Annotated in this window: 13 protein-coding genes; 7 read left to right on the plus strand and 6 right to left on the minus strand. The window is 68.4% G+C overall.

Annotation, left to right across the window (positions count from 1 at the left end):
* Positions 1-22 precede the first annotated feature (22 nt).
* Both ACFYO1_RS09775 and ACFYO1_RS09780 read right to left on the minus strand, forming a co-directional pair.
* The gene (locus ACFYO1_RS09775; RefSeq protein WP_387228872.1) at positions 23-1,018 is read right to left on the minus strand and encodes a zinc-binding dehydrogenase; all 996 of its coding nucleotides are present in this window, start codon (positions 1,016-1,018) and stop codon (positions 23-25) included.
* A gap of 52 nt (positions 1,019-1,070) precedes the next feature.
* Positions 1,071-1,751, minus strand: a complete 681-nt coding sequence (locus ACFYO1_RS09780; protein WP_378721394.1) for a TetR/AcrR family transcriptional regulator — start codon at positions 1,749-1,751, stop codon at positions 1,071-1,073.
* 91 nt (positions 1,752-1,842) lie between these two features.
* On the opposite strand from ACFYO1_RS09780, the gene ACFYO1_RS09785 reads away from it, so the two are divergent.
* Both ACFYO1_RS09785 and ACFYO1_RS09790 read left to right on the plus strand, forming a co-directional pair.
* A complete protein-coding gene (locus ACFYO1_RS09785; protein ID WP_387228874.1) occupies positions 1,843-3,342 on the plus strand; it encodes an MFS transporter in 1,500 nt (499 codons plus the stop codon).
* A 156-nt stretch (positions 3,343-3,498) separates the two neighbouring features.
* Positions 3,499-4,392 (plus strand): SDR family NAD(P)-dependent oxidoreductase, encoded by an 894-nt coding sequence (locus ACFYO1_RS09790; RefSeq protein ID WP_387228876.1) that lies wholly within the window; start codon positions 3,499-3,501, stop codon positions 4,390-4,392.
* A gap of 50 nt (positions 4,393-4,442) precedes the next feature.
* Here ACFYO1_RS09790 and ACFYO1_RS09795 read toward each other — a convergent pair whose 3' ends face one another.
* Positions 4,443-5,642, minus strand: a complete 1,200-nt coding sequence (locus ACFYO1_RS09795; RefSeq protein ID WP_387228878.1) for an FAD-dependent monooxygenase — start codon at positions 5,640-5,642, stop codon at positions 4,443-4,445.
* A gap of 118 nt (positions 5,643-5,760) precedes the next feature.
* Here ACFYO1_RS09795 and ACFYO1_RS09800 point away from each other — a divergent pair, with 118 nt between their 5' ends.
* The 4 genes from ACFYO1_RS09800 to ACFYO1_RS09815 all read left to right on the plus strand — a co-directional run bounded on the left by ACFYO1_RS09800 (position 5,761) and on the right by ACFYO1_RS09815 (position 8,371).
* Entirely contained in the window at positions 5,761-6,096 is a 336-nt protein-coding gene (locus ACFYO1_RS09800; protein WP_387228880.1) for an ArsR/SmtB family transcription factor, read from the plus strand.
* 253 nt (positions 6,097-6,349) lie between these two features.
* Positions 6,350-6,982 carry an urease accessory protein UreF gene (locus ACFYO1_RS09805; RefSeq protein WP_387231805.1) on the plus strand — a complete coding sequence of 211 codons (633 nt, stop codon included), beginning with the start codon at positions 6,350-6,352 and terminating at the stop codon, positions 6,980-6,982.
* Between the two features lie 26 nt (positions 6,983-7,008).
* On the plus strand, positions 7,009-7,725 hold the full coding sequence (ureG, locus tag ACFYO1_RS09810) for an urease accessory protein UreG (protein WP_387228882.1): 717 nt from the start codon (positions 7,009-7,011) through the stop codon (positions 7,723-7,725).
* Positions 7,715-8,371, plus strand: coding sequence for an urease accessory protein UreD (locus tag ACFYO1_RS09815; RefSeq protein WP_387228884.1), 657 nt, complete (start codon positions 7,715-7,717; stop codon positions 8,369-8,371). Before ureG ends, ACFYO1_RS09815 begins: the two co-directional genes overlap by 11 nt.
* A 344-nt stretch (positions 8,372-8,715) precedes the next feature.
* Here the strand turns inward: ACFYO1_RS09815 and ACFYO1_RS09820 are convergent, their stop codons facing one another.
* The gene (locus ACFYO1_RS09820; RefSeq protein WP_387228886.1) at positions 8,716-9,435 is read right to left on the minus strand and encodes a hypothetical protein; all 720 of its coding nucleotides are present in this window, start codon (positions 9,433-9,435) and stop codon (positions 8,716-8,718) included.
* 292 nt (positions 9,436-9,727) lie between these two features.
* Positions 9,728-11,191 carry an NAD(P)/FAD-dependent oxidoreductase gene (locus ACFYO1_RS09825; RefSeq protein WP_387228888.1) on the minus strand — a complete coding sequence of 488 codons (1,464 nt, stop codon included), beginning with the start codon at positions 11,189-11,191 and terminating at the stop codon, positions 9,728-9,730.
* A gap of 221 nt (positions 11,192-11,412) precedes the next feature.
* On the opposite strand from ACFYO1_RS09825, the gene ACFYO1_RS09830 reads away from it, so the two are divergent.
* Positions 11,413-12,924: a cytochrome P450 gene (locus ACFYO1_RS09830; RefSeq protein WP_387228890.1), complete on the plus strand. Its 1,512-nt coding sequence runs from the start codon at positions 11,413-11,415 to the stop codon at positions 12,922-12,924.
* 21 nt (positions 12,925-12,945) lie between these two features.
* Here the strand turns inward: ACFYO1_RS09830 and ACFYO1_RS09835 are convergent, their stop codons facing one another.
* Positions 12,946-13,791 carry a tat pathway signal sequence gene (locus ACFYO1_RS09835; RefSeq protein ID WP_387228892.1) on the minus strand — a complete coding sequence of 282 codons (846 nt, stop codon included), beginning with the start codon at positions 13,789-13,791 and terminating at the stop codon, positions 12,946-12,948.
* Between the last annotated feature and the right edge of the window lie 647 nt (positions 13,792-14,438).

A 14,438-nucleotide genomic window follows, 5' to 3' on the forward strand; every position in this document is an offset into this window, starting at 1 on the left:
GGCCAACCGCTCGGTTGCGGCGCTAGGGAATCAGCACGACCTTGCCGGTGGTCGCCCGAGTCTCCAGGGCGTGGTGCGCCGCAGCGGCTTCGGCGAGTGAAAACCTTTGTACCGCAGGACGCAACCGACCGGCGGTCGCCTCCGCCAGCGCGCGTTCCTCCAGGACTCGGATGTCCCCGCCCGCGCGCTGGATCATCGGCGGCCCGAGCACGAACTCGGAGGTGATGCCACGAGCCGCTAGTTCCTCGCTCGAACGGGCGGGCGTCGCGGCATCTGCCGGACTCTGGGCGGATGCGCCGAACACCAGATGCTGCCCGCCCGCACCCAGCAGATCGAGGGCGGCGCGGGCGATCTCGCCGCCTACCGAATCGAACAGGACCGTCGCGGACCGCCCGGCGAGGAAACCTCGGACCTGTTCCGGCCAATCGGGTAGCAGGTAGTCGACGGCCAGGTCGGCGCCGTTGCGCTGTACCAGTTCGGCTTTCGCGGGTCCGCCGGCCAGCCCGATGACGGTCGCGCCCGCGTTTTTCGCGAATTGCACCAGCAGCGTGCCGATTCCGCCCGCGGCGGCGGGCACGAGCACCACACTGTCCGGCCCGAGCTCGGTGAATTGCAGGATGCCCATGGTGGTCCGCCCGGTGCCGATCATCGCCACCGCTCCGGCGGGTCCGAGCGCGGCCGGGATCTCGTGCAGCCGAGCCGCTTCCGCGACCGCGAACTCGGCGTAACCGCCGGGCGCCGAGCCCAGATGTGCTACCACCTGCTTGCCGATCCAGCTCGGATCGACCCCTGCGCCCACCGCATCGATCGTCCCGGCCACTTCGCGACCGGGAATGGTGGGCAGTTCCGGAACCGGATAGGGCCCCGGCAGCCCCTTGCGCAACGCCGTATCGACCAGATGAACACCGGCCGCCGCCACGGCAATTCGCACCTGACCCGCCCCTGGACTCGGATCGGGAACGGTCTCGTAACGCAGATTGTCGGCCGGGCCGAAGGCATGAAGGCGGATCGCGTGCACGGTGGCTCCTGTTCGTGATGGTCGCCGATCACCGTGCAACATGAAGTCAGGTTCAGGTCAAGTCGGCCCGCAGCCGCGCCTTGGCCTCGAAGCCGTCGCACAGGGCGGCGAGACCGGCATAGAGCAGATCTTCCTGGGATAGATCGTTGATCCCGCTGCCCTCGAGGTCCGCGAGCGCGGCAGGCACCGGAAACTGTGATCTTCCTTTCAGCATCGTGCGCAGTCCGTTGTCGCCCTCCGGGTTCATGCCCTTGCGGGCCATCAGCGCGGCGCTGATGTGCGGGAGGGTCGCGCCGGAGATGTGATTCCACACGGTGAACGCCATCGTCGTGGCTTCCCTGGTCGACACATTCAGCTCGGAGAATCCCTCGACCATCCAGGCCAGGCAGGCCAGGCTCATCGGCCCGAAGCTGTAGCGCGGCGTGGCGAAGGTGAGCAGGACCCACGGATGTTGCTGGTAGAGCGCCCAATCGATCTCGGCGGCGATGCGCACCCGGTCGCGCCAGGTCCACTGCTGTCCCTCCGCGGAGGGGTACGGGTTGCGTCTGGCCACCTCGTCGGTCATCTCGGCGAGCAGTTCGTCCTTGTTCGCCACATGCCGGTACAGGGACATGGCGCCGACACCCAGCTTGTCGGCGATCCGGCGCATGGACAACGCGTCGAGACCCTCTTCGTCGGCAAGCGTTATCGCGGTGTCGATGATGGCGGCTCGGTTGAGCTTGAGCTCAGACATCCCATGACTCACTTTCACTTCCGGGGGAGCTTGCGTACACTGTACTCCAGTTGTGCGTACGGCGTACGCGAGATGGAGAGGATTACCAAGGATGACAGACGTCGAGGCAGTACGGCCCGCGCAGGCGGCGCCCACTGTCGGCTCGCGCCGTGCCTGGCTCGGCCTCGCGGTGTTGCTGCTGCCGGTGCTGCTGGTGTCGATGGACATCTCGGTGCTGTTCCTGGCCATGCCGACGCTCACCGTCGACCTGGATCCCTCGGCCGCCGAGCAGCTGTGGATCCTGGACATCTACGGCTTCCTGATCGCCGGCCTGCTGATCACCATGGGCAACCTCGGCGACCGGATCGGCCGGCGCAACATCCTGCTCGCCGGCGCCACCATCTTCGGCATCGCCTCCGTCCTGGCCGCGTTCGCGCCGAGTTCCGCGGTACTGATCATCGCGCGGGCCATGATGGGCATCGGCGGCGCGACCCTGCTGCCGTCCAGCCTCGCGCTGATCTCCACCCTGTTCCCCGACGCGCGCAAGCGGGCCGCCGCGATCGGCATCTGGACCGCGTTCTTCGCCGGCGGTTCGGCGGTCGGGCCGATCATCGGCGGCATGCTGCTGCACCAGTTCTGGTGGGGCTCGGTCTTTCTCATCAACATCCCGGTGCTGCTGATCCTGCTCGCGCTCGGCCCGTTCGTGCTGCCCGAGCATCGCGCCGGGGTGCGCGGACCGCTGGATCTGCCGAGCGTCGCGCTGTCCATCGGCGGCATCCTGCCGCTGGTGTACGGCATCAAGCACGCCGCGGCCGACGGGGTCGACGCGGAGGCGATCCTGATCTCGCTGATCGGCGTGGTGCTCCTGACCGTCTTCGTGCGCAGGCAGCGCAAGCTCGACGAACCATTGCTCGACCTGCGGTTGTTCACCCGTGCCGGGTTTTCGGTGGCGATCGGCTCCAGCCTGGTCGGCATGATGTCGCTGGCCGCGATGAGCTACCTCACCAGTATCTACCTGCAATCGGTCACCGGCCGCGACCCGCTCGCGGCGGCCCTGTTCGGCATTCCGATGGCGGTCGCAGTGTTCGTCTGCTCGATGAGCGGCGCCCGGTTCGGTCGACGCTTCGGCACGCGCAATACCTTCGTGTTCGCGCTGACCGCTTCGGCCGTAGGCAATCTCATGCTGCTCGGCGTCGGCGTGCACGGCGGCCTGTGGTGGTACCTGGTCGGCTCCACCGTCGCCGGTATCGGTTACGGCCTTGCGTTCACGCTGGTTTCGGATGTCGCGGTGTCCTCGGTCCCCGCCGAACGCGCCGGCTCGGCGGTCGGCATCTCGGAGACCAGCTTCGAGCTAGGCAACGCGCTCGGCCTGGCCCTGCTGGGATCCCTTGCCGCACTGATCTTCCGCTCCGGCGGCGACTACGCCGCGACGCTGGGGGAGACCATCCAGGAAGCGGGCGGCAACACCGCCCTGATCGAGTCCGCGCGTGAATCGTTCGTCTCCGGCATGCATATCGCCACCGCGGTCGGCGCGACGGTGCTGATCGCGATGGCGATGATCGCGCGGTTCGCCTCACCGGCCCGGGTCGAGTCGAGCGGCGTCGGGCACTAGCGGCGGGCGCTTGCGTGCGGCCGTGGTCCGACGGAAACTGCATTCGGCGCACGTGTTCGATGCGCGGGCGGCGCATGACCGCCGGCAATGCTGCCGCCGCCGAACGCGGCCAACGATCTCCAACTAAATTGACGTGCTGCTAATAGAGTCGGAATCGTGAACGAGACTCCGGCGCAGAGCAACGGTCGCCCGATCGCCGAGCGAGTGGCCGCACGACTGTTGTATCCGACCTCGCGCCCGCGCGACGGCAAGCTGCACGCGGCGGTGGACGGCAAGATCGTGCTGGTCACCGGCGCGTCGCACGGCATCGGCAAGGCGAGCGCGCGCAAGCTCGGCGCGGCCGGAGCGGTCGTGCTGCTCGTCGCGCGCTCCGCCGACGACCTGCATCAGGTGGCCGCCGAGATCGAGGCCGACGGCGGCACCGCGCACGTCTATCCCACCGACCTCACCGACATGGACGCCGTCGAGAAACTCGGCAGGCAACTACTCGACGAACACGGGCACGTCGACATGGTGATCAACAACGCGGGCAAGTCGATTCGCCGCCCGATCAGCAAGTCCTACGACCGCTTCCACGACTTCACCCGCACCATCGACATCAACTATCTCGGCCCGGTGCGCCTGCTGCTCACGTTGCTGCCGGACATGCGCGAACGCAAACAGGGCCACATCGTCAACATCTCCACCTGGGCGATCCTCGTCCCGCCCGCCCCGCAGTGGGCCGCCTACGGCGCGTCCAAATCCGCCTTCGACGTCTGGCTGCGCAGCGTCGCCGCCGAGGCGGCCGGCGACGGCGTCACCTCCACCTCCATCTATATGCCGTTGGTGCACACCAGGATGAGCGCTCCCACCGACTTCAGCCGAGTCCCCGGCCTGACCGTCGACGAAGCCTCCGACCTCGTCTGCCACGCCGTCACCGCCAAGCCCCGCGAAATCGCCCCCTGGTGGTCCGCCCCCGTCCAAGCCTGGACCAACCTCACCCGCAACCAGGTCCAGCGCTTCTTCGAACGCATGCCCCGCCGCATGCCAGGGAAGTCGCGCCGGAGCTAGACCCGTTTGTCGACCCCGCGCCACCGCATGCCCGGTAGCTCCCGCCGAACTCAGCTCCTGCCGAGTCGAGGCAGATCGTCGCGGTCACCGGTTCCCGCCGCTGCCCGGTCTTTCCGTTGTGGTTCGCGAGAGGTGATCCGGGTCGTGCGAACGATCGCGCGACCCACCGTGTTGCGTACCGCGAGCCCCGGTCCGGTGGCGGGCACCAGGAGTCTGGCGAGCAGGCCGACGCGTCGTTGCCGCGGTCGCACTTCGTGGCGTAGCCGCGACTCGTAGGCGGCGAAGGCGCGGGCGTGGTCGCCGGGGTGGGCGGCGAGTTCCTCCGCGAGGGCATGCGCCCCTGCCATCGCCATGCTCGACCCGTCCCCCAGCAGGGCGGTGGCCGCCGCCGCGTCCCCGAGCAGGACGATCCGTCCGCGGGACCACGAGGGCATCCGGACGGTGGTCAGCGGGTCGAAGAACGGGGCCGGGTGGTCGAGGTACGCCGCCACGAATTCCGGTGTCCGCCATCGCACGTCGGCGTACGCGTCGGCCACGATCTGCTTGTGCGCAGCGATGTTCTTGCGGTCGTGGGGCGCCCGCGGTGCGGCCCGGAAGGTGAAGATCGCGAGCGGCGTCGTGCGCGAGGGATGGACGACCAGCATCCGGTTCGGCACGGTCAGCATCGTCAGCTCGCTCGGATCATCGACGGCGCCGGGTTCCAGCGGGACGGTCGCGCCAAAGAGGCCCAGATCGCGCACGAACTGCTGCTCGTCCCCGAACACCAGACGCCTTGTGGTGGAGTGCATTCCATCGGCGCCGATCACCAGGTCGAAACGCCGTGGCGCGGACCGTCGAAAGGTGACGTCGACCCCGGCTTCGTCCTGATCGAGTGCGGTGACCGTGTCGTCGAACACGAACTCGGCATCGTCGCGCGCCGACCGGTGGAGAACTTCGGACAGGTCGGCCCGGGTCACCTCGACCGCGGGCGACCCGCCCGGGGCGGAGGGAAGTCGCAGGACCGGTTTGCCGACCGGATCGAGCAGGATCAGCGACCGATTGCGGGTGGCGAGTTCGCGCAGCCGCGGCAGGATGCCCATGCGCTCGGCGACCGGTATCGCGGGCCCGCGCACGACGATCGCGCTGCCGCCGGAGCGCAGCTGCCTGGCGTGCTCGACGACGGTCGGCCGATATCCATGCCGGGCGAGCCAGTACGCGAGGGTGGGTCCGGCGATTCCGGCACCGACTATGAGCACCTCGGGCTTCTTCATGACAAGACCTCTCGGAGCATCGACGGACACCTGCCTGCCGTCTAGGTACGATCAATTTCGTACTCGAGTAGAGCACGCCGCTCAGGTACGATGCAATACGTACCTGAAGGAGGTGTCCGTGGCCGGAACGAACCTGGTCGGTCCCGAGGCCGGTGCGCTCGAGCTGGGCGTGGTGCTTCGCGCCCTCGCCGACGAACACCGCCGGTCGGTGATGACGAAGCTGGCCGCCGACCGCACCGACAGCGAGCGCGGCTGCAACTCGTTCGATCTCCCGATCTCGAAGCAGACCCAGACCCACCACTTCCGGGTGCTGCGCGAAGCAGGCCTCATCGACGAGATCGACTACGGAAATCGCAAGGGCATCCGCCTGCGACGCACGGACGTCGAGAGCAGGTTTCCCGGACTGCTCGCACTGCTGGAAGCCGAACATCAGGGCGGTACCGAACCGCGCTGAACCGGGCTCCTCGTCTCGCCGACGAAGCTGATCTCGGTCATTACCCCGCGAGTGGACAGTCGTGTCCCGTTGGGCGGCAAGGATTTCGGCGGCGGCTGCTGAGCGGGACATCGTGGCGTCGCTACTCGATGTTCGTCGCCGCCGTGTCCCTCTCGCGGGGAGATGTCCGGCGGTGTGGTGCAGGGAGAGTCGACCAGGACACGCCGATGCAACACGCCGGGCATAGGATCCGTCGGTGGGTGAAATCGGGTCGGTGAGTCTGGCGACGCTGCTGGCGTTGGCGGATTCGCGGTTGCCGATCGGCGGGCATGTGCACTCGGGTGGGGTGGAGGAGGCGATCGCGTGCGGGGTGGTGCGCGATGTGGGGACGGTCGAGTTGTATCTGCGGCGCCGGATCAGCACCTCGGGACTGGTCGCCGCCTCGTTGGCCGCCGCGGTCTGTGCCGGGGCGCTCGAACCCGCTCGCGCGGAAGCCGAGGCCGACGCGCGGACACCGTCGCCCGCCGCCCGCACCGCGTCGCGCGCACAGGGGCGTGGCCTGCTGCGGTTGGCCAAACAGCTGTGGCCGCAAGAGGATTGGTCCGCACTCGGCGCCCGCCCGCATCTGTCGACGGTGTTCGGCATGGTCGGCGCGGCCTGCGCCGTCACCCCGAAGGAGATCGCGGGCGTGGTCGTCTACACGACCCTGACCGGCGCCGCCACCGCCGCCCAGCGCCTGCTCGCGCTCGATCCCGCCGCCATCGCCGGTTGCACGATCCGCCTCGCCGACCTCTGCGACCGCACCGCCGCCACCGCCGCGGACGGCCTCGCCTGCCTCTCCGACCCGCTGCAAGACGTGCTCGCCGAACGTCACCTGCACCGTGACATGCCCCTGTTCGCCAGCTGAGTCCCCGATAGAAGGAGATCGCCACCATGCCACCGCACCTGATCGACGGTGAACCGCACGACCACACCCACGATCGCCCGAAACGCGACCGCACCGCCGGTGAGGCGCTGCGCATCGGCATCGGCGGCCCGGTCGGCTCCGGCAAGACCGCGCTGGTGGCCGCGCTGTGCAGGCAACTGCGCGAGGAACTGTCGCTCGCCGTGCTGACCAACGACATCTACACCACCGAGGACGCCGACTTCCTGCGCAGGCACGCGGTGCTGCCGGACGAGCGGATCACCGCCGTGCAGACCGGCGGCTGCCCGCACACCGCCATCCGCGACGACATCACCGCGAACCTCGACGCCATCGACGACCTCATCGCGGCCAACCCGCCGCTGGACCTGATCCTGGTCGAGTCCGGCGGCGACAACCTCACCGCGACGTTCTCCTCCGGCCTGATCGACGTGCAGATCTTCGTGGTCGATGTGGCCGGCGGCGACAAGGTGCCGCGCAAAGGCGGTCCGGGCGTGACCTTCTCGGATCTGCTCGTGGTCAACAAGACCGACCTGGCTCCGCTGGTCGGCGCGGATCTGGGGGTGATGGAACGCGACGCGGCGAAGGTGCGCGAGGGCCGCCCGACCGCGCTCATCTCGCTCACCGACGACCCGGCCGCCACCCAGGTGCTCGCCTGGGTGCGCGAGCAACTGCGCGTCATCGCCGAGCAGGACCGGGCCGGCACCGGATCCGCTGTTGCGCACTGAGGTCCGGATCGTCGCGAGCGCGACGGCGCTGCCCGAGATCCACGCGAGCGGCGGGCTGTCGGCCCGCCGCACCGCGCCGCACACCGTGCACCTGATCGGCACCGCCGCGACCCCGCTCGGCGGGGACGAACTCGACATCACCATCGTGGTCGGCCCGGGCGCGCGCCTGGCCGTGCGCTCGGTCGCGGCGACCATCGCCCTGCCGAGCGCCGCGACCCCAGCGTCCCTGGCGCACTGGCGTTTTCAGGTCGACACCGGGGGAGAGCTCGACTTCGATCCCGAGCCGACGATCGTCGCGGGCGGCGCGCATCACCACACCATCACCTCGGTCCGCCTCGCCCCCGACGCTCGCCTGCGCCTGCGCGAACGCGTGCAGATCGGCCGTTCCGGCGAAGACGCCGGCGGCTGGCGCGGCGACTTGATCGCCGACCTCGGCGAAATGCCTTTGCTCCGACACCGTTTGGAGCTGGGCGCGGGCACCGCCGCCGATGACCGGCTCGCCGCCCCACGAGCGTTGGAAAGCGAACTCCGCTACCCCGACGATCACCCGGCCGAAACCACCGACCTCACCGAAACCCGCCTCCCCCTGGCGGCAGGCGGCACCCTGCTCACCCGAACGGGCTCCCTCCTGGCCGCCGCGCCTTGATCGGCTCGTAGCACCTCGATCGCGCGAAGCCGCACACCTTGTGGCATCCGCACCCGTGTCGTGGCGGCGAGCCGGGTGTGCGGGAAATCAAATGGTGTGCGGCAAGTCGATACCTTTGGTCGCCGGTGGGCATCGCTCGGGCCGCTCGGAATTGCTGTTGTGTTGCGCTGATCTTGATGTCAACACGACTCGCCGAAAGCGACTCGCCGAATCAGAAACGCGGGTGCGTGTCCGCCGTCACCTCGAGGTGTATCCCCGCCCAGGAGGGGAGAAACGAGAAAGGGTGGGAACTCGACAGTGTCGTCGGGTTCCCACCCTGTTCGGTTCTGCTCGCACCTAAGTGATCAGTCGCCCACGACTCGCGAGGGCGCGTTGAACGCGTTGACCGCGCCGACGGCCGCACCGGCCGCAGCGCCGACGGCGGCCGCGGGAACTGTGATCACGGCCGCGCCGACGGACGCGCCGAGCATCGGCCCGGCCACGATGCCGACCGGCACGAACGGCAGCCCGACGACCAGCCCGATCGCCCCGCCGACCAGCGCGGAGGTCGCCGCGATCGGCGCACCCGAGGCAGCACCGGCCACGGCGCCCATGGCGGCGGTGCCGACGATCTGCCCGGCCATCCGGTCGGACCGGCTGCGTTCCATGCCGACCGAGTCGAAGAAGGTGGCCAGGTTCGCCTCGAGCATGGCCGAGTTGTCGTTGATCTGGATGGCCTGCTCGGAGTCGATGAAGTCCGGCGCGTCGACCTGCACGTCACCGAAGCGGAACTTGCCCGGCGGCGGCGCGATCGGCGGCACGGGGGCCACCGGCACGGGCGGGTGCAGCACGCCGACCGGCGCCAGGTACTTCTTCTCCGGCATCGGCCGCGACCACTGCAACGAGCTCTTGGTGTTGTCCGGGATGTTCAAGCCCTCGTACGGCATCGCGTTCGGCGGCTCGGCCGCGGGCCACTGCACCGGATGGTCGGGCTGCGCCGTCACGTTGGGTTGTGCAGGCTCGGCATTGGCGGTGCCGGTGCCGACCAGTGCGAGGACCAGCGGTACCGCACCTGCCGCGACCATCGAGCCCACCTTTTGCCGCTGCGGGTTGGGGGCTCTGTGCTTGCCTGTGCCCATAGGTAGATCGCCTTTCGTCAGGTCAGAAGAGATGTCACTTTCGACGTCCGACATTCGGATCTGCTCGGCGAATGGATGGGTGCATTATCGGTCGATTTACCGGCCCTCGCATTGCCGGTAAATAGCTACGCGGGAGTCGCGAACTCCGCCGCGAACGGCCTTTCGGACATGTCGGGCACAACGACGAAGGCGACCCTCGGACAGTCCGAGAGTCGCCTTCGATGGGATCGGATCGAGCTCAGCCCACCCGGCCGTCGATCGCCGCCTTGGCCTTCTCCGCCAGCTTGCCCCTCTCGGCCGGCGGCGCACCGAGCGCGGCCGCGAGCTCGTCGGCCTCTTCCTCGTCGGAATTGACCTGTTCGAGCGCGAGCCGGGCGAACACCCACTGCTCGGTCGCGGCCATCTGCCCGCGACTGCGCCCGAGGAACGTGACGAACCACTGGATGACCGTGACGATCCGGCTGCGGTAGCCGATCAGGTAGTACAGGTGCAGCGCCAGCCAGGCGAGCCAGGCGATGAACCCGCTGAACTCCAGCTTGCCGATCTGGCACACGGCGTTGAACCGGGACACGGTCGCCATGCTGCCCTTGTTGAAGTACTTGAACGGCTTACGGTCTTGCGGCGCTTGACCGTTCAGTCCCGCCTTGATCGCCTTGGCCGCGTAGGTGGCGCCCTGGATCGCGCCCTGCGCCTGGCCCGGCACGTCCGGCACGGACATCAGGTCGCCGACGACGAAGACGTTCGGATGTCCCTTGATGGTCAGGTCCGGCTCCACGATGACGCGCCCGGCCCGGTCCACCTCGGTGCCGTCGGAGCGCTCGGCGAGCATCTTGCCCAGCGGGCTGGCCTGCACGCCGGCCGACCACACCTTGCAGGAGGACTCGATGCGCCGGATGGTGCCGTCGGAGTCCTTGACCGTCACGCCGAGCGCGTCGATATCGGTGACCATGGCGTTGAGCTGGATCTCGACACCCATCTTCTCCAGCCGCTTCTTGGCCTTGAGTCCGAGCTTCGGTCCCATCGGCCCGAGCACCGCGCCGGCTCCTTCGAGCAGCACCACGCGGGCGTCGCGCGGATCGATGTTGTGGAACGTGCCCTCGAGCGTGCGATCGGCGAGTTCGGCGATCTGCCCGGCCAATTCGACTCCGGTGGGCCCGGCGCCGACCACCACGAAGGTGAGCAGGCGGTCCCGCATCTCCTGGCTGGTGGCCAGCTCCGCACCCTCGAACGAGCCGAGAATGCGGCCGCGTAGCTCCAGCGCGTCGTCGATGGTCTTCATGCCGGGGGCGTAGGTGGCGAACTGGTCGTTGCCGAAGTACGACTGCTGCGCGCCGGTGGCCACGATCAGGCTGTCGAACGGGGTGACCGTGTTCGAGTTGAGCAGCCGCGAGGTGACCGTCTTGGCCTCGAGGTCGATGTCGATGACATCGCCGAGCAGCACCTGCGCGTTCTTCTGCTTGCGCAACACCAGCCGGGTCGCGGGCGCGATCTCGCCGACCGAGAGGATGCCGGTGGCCACCTGGTAGAGCAGCGGCTGGAATAGGTGCGACGTGGTCTTGGAGATCAACGTGACGTCCACGTCCGCGCGCTTGAGGTGCTTGGTGCCGAACAGGCCGCCGAAGCCGGAGCCGATCACTACCACCTGGTGCCGACCCGCCCGGTCACCGCCGCTCACCGAATCGCTGCGCGATGCTGTGCTCATGGTTGCTGACTCCTCGACAGACCTGGGGATTGTCCCCCGCGAACAGTTGTGGTCAGGTCCCAACCGTAGTCGGCTCCATCCCGGCCGTCGCGACGACGTCCCTGTTCCCGGTGTGTTGCGCGACGGGGTCGCGTCGTATTTGCCCGAGTCGGTTGCGCGAACCGGCCTAAGCAGACGGCGAAAGAGAATACGATGAATACCCTCGTTCAGGGAGGTTCGCGATGGTCGCCGGGGACCGTGCAGTAGGCCGAAAGCCCAGCGTGCGCGGGAAATCCGAGGACTTACCCCGGTCCGAGAACTCCGCGCTGATCGACATCCCGCACGACCATCTGCTGGACCGGGCGCTGGACCTGATCCCCGAGCGGCACCAGGTGCTGGCGACCCCGCCGGAGGGTAGCGAGACCACCGCGGTGCACGGCGACGCCGGGCTGCCCTACCTCGGTCGCGTGCTCCAGTACATGCGCTGGGGCCCGGCCGAGATGGTCGGCCGCTACCGCAAGTACGGACCGGTCTCGTTGAACACCTCGCTCGGCATCGACCGGGTGCTGGTCGCCGGGCCCGAGGCGCTCGACGAGGTGCTCGGCCGCCGCCGCCGCGACTTCGGCCAGGGCTGGGACTATTTCATCGGCCCGTTCTTCCGGCGCGGGCTGCTGCTGCTCGAATTCGAAGAGCACAAATTCCATCGCCGGATCATGCAGCAGGCCTTCACCAGGGAACGGCTGGAAGCGCACCTCGCCGCGCTGACCCCGGTCGTGCGCACGAGCATCGATCGCTGGATTCCGCAGGGCGGCAACGCCGAACGGACGGTCCAGCTGTATCCGACGCTCAAGGAACTGACCCTCGACATCGCGGGCGAGACGTTCATGGGCGTCGACGTCGGCCCGCGCCGGCGTCAACTGATCGACGCGTTCATCGACTGTACGCACGCGGGCCTGGCGATCATCCGGCACTCGGTTCCGGGCGGCCACTGGCGCTCGGGTCTGCGCGGCCGAAAAGTGTTGCAGGACTACTTCACCGCGATGCTGCCGGAGAAGCGGCGCACCGAATCACCGGACTTCTTCTCCGGCCTGTGTCATGCGCGCAGCGAGGACGGCGGGGTGTTCGGCGACGCGGACGTGGTGAACCACATGATCTTCCTGATCATGGCCGCGCACGACACCACGACGACCACCGCGACCGCCGTCGCCTACTACCTCGGCAAGCACCCGGAGTGGCAGGAGCGGGTGCGCAACGAGGTGCTCGGGCTGGACAGCGAAAAGAGCGGCGCCGCACCGACTATCACCGATCTGGAGGGTCTGCGCGATCTGGATCTGGTGATCAAGGAGAGCCTGCGGTTGATGCCGCCGGTGCCCGGGCTGTCGCGTCGCGCGGTGCGCGACACCGAGATCGCCGGTCACTACATCCCGGCGGGCACGCCGATCGATCTCGCCTATCAGGTCAACCATCTGCTACCCGAATTGTGGACGCGCCCAGAGCTGTTCGACCCCGAACGGTTCGACGAGCAACGGCGCGAGGACAAGTCGCATCGGCTGGCCTGGATGCCGTTCGGCGCGGGCGCGCACAAGTGCATCGGCATGCACTTCGGCACCTTCGAGGTGAAGACGGTCATCGCCGCGCTGGTGCGTGCGTACACGTGGCAGATTCCCGACGCCTACCGAATGCCGTGGGGGTACACCTCGATTCCGTTCCCGCGGGACGGAGCGCCGATGGTGTTGCACCGGCGCTCCGGGTAATCCGGTGTGTGCGTGGCGGGTTCAGCGCCCCGCGAACAACATCTCGGCGACCTTGGTGTCGGTGTCCGCGCCGTCGGTGAAGACGCCGCCGTCGCCGAGCGAGGTCATGATGGCCAGCGTGTAGCGCTCGCCGGGGCCCGCGAAGCCGACCGAGTTGACCACCCAGCCGCCCTGCTCCTGCGACCAGCCGTTCTTCAGGCCCGGTCGCATCGCAGCACCCGCGCCCCACACACCCCAGTGCTGGTTGCTGTCCACCGCGCGCATGCGGTCGAGCAGGTAGTTGCGGTCGTCCGGGTGCATGCGGCTGAGGATGTTGTCCATCAACCGGTCCAGGTCGGCCGCGGTGCACTTCTGGAACGACCAGTCCGGGAACAGCGCGGTGTTGGTCGGCTGCGGGTCCAGGGTGGCCATGCCGTTCGCGCGGAACGCGTTGTTGAACGCCATCCGGTCCAGACCCGAGTACTTGGTCCAGAGGATGTCCGCCGCGCCGTCGTTGGACGTGGCGAGCATCGCCTCCATGGTTCCGCGATCTTCCGGCGTCAGGTTGATCGCGCCGACCCTGGCCCGGTTCAGCAGGTCCTCGGCGATGGCGAGCTTGATCGTGGACGCGGTCCAGACCTTGTTCTCCGCGTTGGCATTCGCGTACACGCCGCCGGAGACCCGGTCGCGCACAACGTAACCGGTGACGCCGGGGCGCCCGGCCAGGTACTTGTCCACCGCGGCGATCCGGCTGCTCATATCGCAGTCGAACCCGGCCAGGCACCCCTGGGTATGCGCCAGGGGTAGCGCGGCGGCGCTGGGCAGCAGAGTTGGCGCGCTGGGGATGAGGATCGCCGCAGCGGCGAGGACACAGGCGGATGCGGCCACGCGCGGAACGGAACGGGTGGCGGGCGAGGGATGACGCACGAGGCAACACGATCGCACATCGGCGAGCCAGACGCACGTCTTGAGCTCCGGACCGGCGTGTGCTAAGCGATGTTGCGTACTTGCGCCCCAGCGGGTTTCGGCCACCACCCGCGGTTCAGCGGAACGCGGCCTTCAGTTCCTCTACTGTGCGTCCGTTGAGGCGGTAGCAGTGCTCGAACGCCTCGGTGTGCTGGTCGCGCGGCCACGAATGTAGGACGACCGTGCGGCCGTAGCCTCGCGAGTTGACGAGCTCCCAGCGATCTCCTACGCGGCGGACTGTGAACCCGCCTCGCGGAACCAGGGGAATCACCATCGCAATCATGAACGCGAACCAGCCTTTCGGTGCAGCTCTCTCGTCCTCCCCGGTTCAGCACTGTCGCACATCGGGCGCGCGGATCCGAGCGGACACGGCGTAGGAATGTGTTCTTGTGTGGTTCATTTCACTCCAGTCACACAGGTAACGTAAACAGGTCCGTTCGGAACTGCTTCGGGGTGGCACAGTTGCCTCGGAGTCACTGGGCGTATAAACGTGCACGAAGCCCGGAGGCGATTCGCCACACGTGAGCGATCACCACCCCGTCGCGAGTCCCCGCGCCTGTCCGATTGCC

The sequence above is a fragment of the Nocardia sp. NPDC006044 genome, from assembly GCF_042871115.1.
GTDB lineage: Bacteria > Actinomycetota > Actinomycetes > Mycobacteriales > Mycobacteriaceae > Nocardia.